This is a genomic window from Enterobacter sp. SECR19-1250 (genome assembly GCF_013391025.1).
GTDB lineage: Bacteria > Pseudomonadota > Gammaproteobacteria > Enterobacterales > Enterobacteriaceae > Enterobacter > Enterobacter cloacae.
This window is the reverse complement of the sequence record NZ_JACASJ010000191.1, coordinates 1-4,461: the sequence shown is the minus strand read 5'-3', so window position 1 is coordinate 4,461 and position 4,461 is coordinate 1. Positions and strand designations below refer to the sequence as shown.

Annotated in this window: 3 protein-coding genes, 1 tRNA gene and 1 pseudogene; 3 read left to right on the top strand and 2 right to left on the bottom strand. The window is 48.3% G+C overall.

From position 1 onward, the window contains the following. Positions 1 to 96: 96 nt before the first annotated feature. Positions 97 to 1,311 carry a tyrosine-type recombinase/integrase gene (locus HX884_RS25420; RefSeq protein ID WP_178328970.1) on the bottom strand — a complete coding sequence of 405 codons (1,215 nt, stop codon included), beginning with the start codon at positions 1,309 to 1,311 and terminating at the stop codon, positions 97 to 99. A 164-nt stretch (positions 1,312 to 1,475) separates the two neighbouring features. Next, positions 1,476 to 1,552: transfer RNA gene (locus HX884_RS25415), tRNA-Arg, on the bottom strand. Between the two features lie 278 nt (positions 1,553 to 1,830). Between HX884_RS25415 and HX884_RS25410 the strand changes: the two genes are divergently transcribed. The 3 genes and pseudogenes from HX884_RS25410 to HX884_RS25400 form a co-directional block, all read left to right on the top strand. After that, positions 1,831 to 2,529 carry an EAL domain-containing protein gene (locus HX884_RS25410; protein WP_040021467.1) on the top strand — a complete coding sequence of 233 codons (699 nt, stop codon included), beginning with the start codon at positions 1,831 to 1,833 and terminating at the stop codon, positions 2,527 to 2,529. Positions 2,530 to 2,553: 24 nt separating this feature from the next. Continuing rightward, positions 2,554 to 3,276: a response regulator transcription factor gene (locus HX884_RS25405; protein ID WP_038982831.1), complete on the top strand. Its 723-nt coding sequence runs from the start codon at positions 2,554 to 2,556 to the stop codon at positions 3,274 to 3,276. 805 nt (positions 3,277 to 4,081) lie between these two features. Then, positions 4,082 to 4,420: pseudogene (locus tag HX884_RS25400) on the top strand (response regulator); the annotation flags it as partial. Positions 4,421 to 4,461 lie beyond the last annotated feature (41 nt).

Genomic DNA, 4,461 nt, shown 5'->3' with positions numbered 1-4,461 from the left:
GGTGTACGGGTTTTCGGGGATCAGCCTAGACATAGCCTATTCTTTGTTCGTCTACTGGAGTCTACTCCGGTATACCTATACTGTCTATTCGTCCAGTTATGAGACCTTACCAAACGAGCCGTGAACCACATTTCCGCCATGCTCCAGGCTATCCATATAGTCGGCATACCACTGAAGCATTTCTCGGCGTCCGTCCAGATACTGGGCGTGGTTGTACGTGCCACGGATCGAGTTTTTATCTACGTGTGCCAGCTGCGTTTCAATCCATGCAGTGTTGTAGCCCTGCTCGTGAAGTATGGTGCTCATCGTGTGACGGAAACCGTGCCCTGTCGCTTTACCATCATAGCCAATGCGCTTAATTACCTGGTTAATGCTAGCCTCACTCATCGGTTTTCCTGCATCATTCCTACCAGGGAACACGTATTTCCCACGCCCGGTAAGCTGGTGGACCTCTTCCAAGAGTTCTTTAACCTGATTGGTGATCGGAACAATGTGTGGCCGCCGCATCTTCATTCGTTCTGCCGGGATATTCCATATTCCCTTGTCGAAATCGATATCAGTCCATTCTGAGGCTCTTAACTCGATAGTTCGTAAACCGGTAAGCATCAGCAGGCGTGTAGCATTGCGAGTCACCAGACTGCCACTGTAGTTGTCGAGTGCCCTAAGGAATTCAGGGATTTGCTCAAGTGATAAATGAGGGTAATGCTTCTGCTTTGGTGCCTTTAAAGCACTAGCGAGATCAACTACAGGGTTATTCTCTGCCCTACCGGTGATAACTGCATAGGTGAATATCTGGCGACACGCCTGCCTTGTCTTTTTGAGTTTATCCAGAACACCTCGCTGTTCCATTTTGCGTAGCACAGCCAACATCTCAGCCGGTTTAATATCGGTAATCGAACGGTTGCCAATATACGGAAAGATGTCCTTTTTAAGATACTCCAAGATATCGCTGGAATAACCTTCTGACCAGTTAGGACTTTTATGTTCATGCCATTCCAATGCCAAGCGCTCAAAACTATTTGCAACAGCCATGACCTTTGCCTGTTTCTCAGCCTGCTTCTCCTGTCCTGGATCACCACCAGCAGCCAAAATTCTTTTTGCTTCGTCGCGTTTAGTCCGAGCCTCAGCCAAGGAGACTGTTGGATATACGCCAAAGACTACGCGCTTCTCCTTACCGCCAATCCGATACTTTAAACGCCAGCTTTTCGTGCCATTGGGGAAGATTTCAAGATACATGCCCCCACCATCGGACAATTTGTAGGCTTTGTCTTTTGGCTTGGAAGCCTTAATTTCGGTTGCTGTGAGCTTCATCTGGGGGCATCTACTTTATTGAACCTGAGAATGCCCCCAATGATGCCCCCATTTTAGGGTAGATTTCAATAGACGATAGTAGACCGTGAGATAATGAAATTTATATCCGCAGTGCGTGTTTTCTGGGTTTTGTAGACTTTGGAATACATTAGAAGAAGTTAGAATGGTACGCCCTGTAGGATTCGAACCTACGACCTACGGCTTAGAAGGCCGTTGCTCTATCCAACTGAGCTAAGGGCGCACTGAGAAGAGTGAACTTCGCGGTGGTGAAACGCGAAGAATTATACGGTCAATGGCAGGTGAGTCAATGCCTTTTCCGTTTTCACCTCCGATTAGGGCTAGCTGATTGTAAATATGGCTGTTTTTTCAACATTCCCGGCCTTTCTTTCGTAGAATTTAGCGCTGCGAAAAGGCTTAGCTGCATTTAAGTAACGCCTGCTGTTTTCCTGAGCGTCAGCCCGTCACACTAGTGTGAAGTATCCCGGCCGCCTGGAGGCTGACAGACAACAGGACAATGGAGTGACAGCGCAAAACCTGATCGATACGTCCCCCAGCTTACAGCACCTCTCTCACGATATCGCGGGCATCAAACTTGAGCCTATCATCGCCCTCTCCTCGCAGCGCCAGGTTGGGGTGGAAGTGCTGAGCGTTCTGTCAGCAAGAGAGCAAAGCGAAGCATTTTTCAACGATCGGTCTGCGGAGTGGTCACTTACGCTGCTTGAAGCGCAACTTGTCGCGCTAAAAAATACCCCGCACTGTCATAATCTTTACGTCAATCTGCCGATAACCGTATTAACGCAGCCGGACGCCTTTCAGCGGCTTCTCCGGCTGCCTGCCGCACCGCTGAATATAGAAATTGTCGACCCGGCACGCTTTCTGGCGCTGTCTGACACAAAACGGCAGGACGTTCACCAGCGCCTGCTGCAGCTCAGAAGACAAGGCCACGGTATCTGGCTGGATGATATTGATGAAGCGATCGTCCAACCGTTTTTGTCCTGCCGGCTGCCGTTAACCGGCATAAAAATCGACAAGGAAGCATTCTGGCGTTTACGCGCCACCCCTGCGCTCGGGCAACTGGTGACACGTTGCTTTCAGCTTGCCGACAACGTGCTTATTGAAGGTATTGAGACTGAAAAGGATCATAGCCGGGCACGACAGGCAGGAGCAGGATTCGGCCAGGGGTACTACTGGCCGTCCTGGACATGGCCGGAGGAATAAAAAGCCATTTCCAGGAGGGAAGCCATGCGAATGACAGTGCGCCGTTACCGGCGGCGGCGTACAGGAAGTGATGCACTGGGATTTACGCACTCGCCTTTTGCTCCCCCCTTTTTCGACCGGCTCGAATTTTTGAGCCAGTCCATCCACCAACATCGCAAAACAGACGCGCCCTTTATTATTCTGGTCACGGAAGATCATTTCCTGCGCACCGGTTTTCTGAACGGCCAGTTTCCCCTGAGCAGCTGTAGCGACTACCCGACGCTGGACGAAGCTTTTCAGGCGCTGAATCAGTGGCCTGCAGCCCGTCTGGTGGTAGATATTGAAAGCCGTACCACGGCGCTTATAGAAAAGCTGGATCAGTTGAGAAGACACAGTCTGTATCCGCCCTTTCTCACGCCGTATCTGTTGGTCAGGGCGGATAATTACGACACCCGTCTGTTCTGTAAAGCGGCGGGGCCGTTTCATGTCCTTGAACGCCAGTCAACGGCGGCGGCACTCCAGCACAGCCTGATGGACATCAGCCCTCCACAGGGCTCCAGTAAAGAGTGGTTCTCTCGCGGCGAGTGGCCCATTTTACAGGAGCTGTCGCGGGGGAAGTCACTACGCCAGATCGCCCTGCTGCAGAATCGCCCCTACAGCCGCATTATCTATCGCCTGAGCTGCATTCTGGTGAAGCTCGGGCTTAGCCATCGCCAGGAACTGCTGCATCTTCTCAATAATCTCTCCGACTGCCCGTTTTACTCTTAACCTAACCCCTTATTTCCTAAAGATCTTTAGGAATTTACTTACTGAGAATGTTAATTTTATGTTAACTGTTAACATAAATCTCGAAATTACAACTATTCCTAATTTCTGACTCTGAACCACGTGAAATATTAAAGAATAAGTAAAGCGCAGCACTTTCATCCATGCGTTAAGGGATTGATGGTTCCGTTAACAGGATGATAATGATGTAAAAACAAGCAATTTGGTTGTACGCCCCTGGCGCTTAAAGCGAAGGCCGCAGAAGATTTTTCTCTTCCGGCATAGTATTTTTCTGATATCGGGGAGAGGTATCGGGATGAGGATGAGACGCGCTATCTGTGCAAATTCACGCCACTTCAGCAGCAGGTGAGACGTTTTACTGCCCCGCCATTTCATTAACAACTTTGCAACATATAGTGGTATCTGTTATTTTTTGTTATTACATAAAGATGAAAAGATGCGGTAAATGGAATAACAGGACATTTCCGCTAAATTTAAAAAAATAGCCATTCAGATCCAGAAGATAATACAAATCAATAATCATGAATTAATCTGCAGGCTTTTCGGAGAAAACTTACACGGTATAATAAGACGCGTACCAATTATGAATAAGAAAAACCTTTTTGCCGCCACCAGCCAAATGAGATGACCGCGCTGAGGCAATGACATTACCACTACGTTAACAAGGATGCTTTCGCTCTTTCCAGGGAAATACCACCCTATAAGGATCTGCAAATTTATCCTTCCGGCATTTCGAGAGTTTGAACCAAACTCAGCATAATGCTTTTAACAATCTGAGGCATAAAAAATGAAACCGGCATCCGTTATCATTATGGACGAACATCCTATCGTCAGAATGTCGATAGAAGTCCTGCTACAGAAAAATAAAAATATCACAGTCAAACTGAAGTCTGGCGACAGCCATGAAGTTCTCGACTGTATCCGCAATCACGCCATCGATCTGGTGATCCTGGACATTGAACTTACGGGCACCGATGGCTTCGCTTTATTGAAAAGAATCAGAAACTTAAACAAAGACATAAAGGTCCTGTTCCTCTCTTCCAAATCGGAGTCCTTTTACGCAGGCCGTGCCATCCGCGCCGGGGCAAATGGGTTTGTCAGTAAACGAAAAGATTTAGGGAAGGTGCGAACAAGTTCCTGATATGAGATCATCATATTCATCCGGAG

Coding starts and splice junctions, on each gene's coding strand:
- HX884_RS25405 (WP_038982831.1), top strand. CDS start 2,554: ATGCGAATGACAGTGCGCCGTTACCGGCGGCGGCGTACAGGAAGTGAT.
- HX884_RS25420 (WP_178328970.1), bottom strand. CDS start 1,311: ATGAAGCTCACAGCAACCGAAATTAAGGCTTCCAAGCCAAAAGACAAA.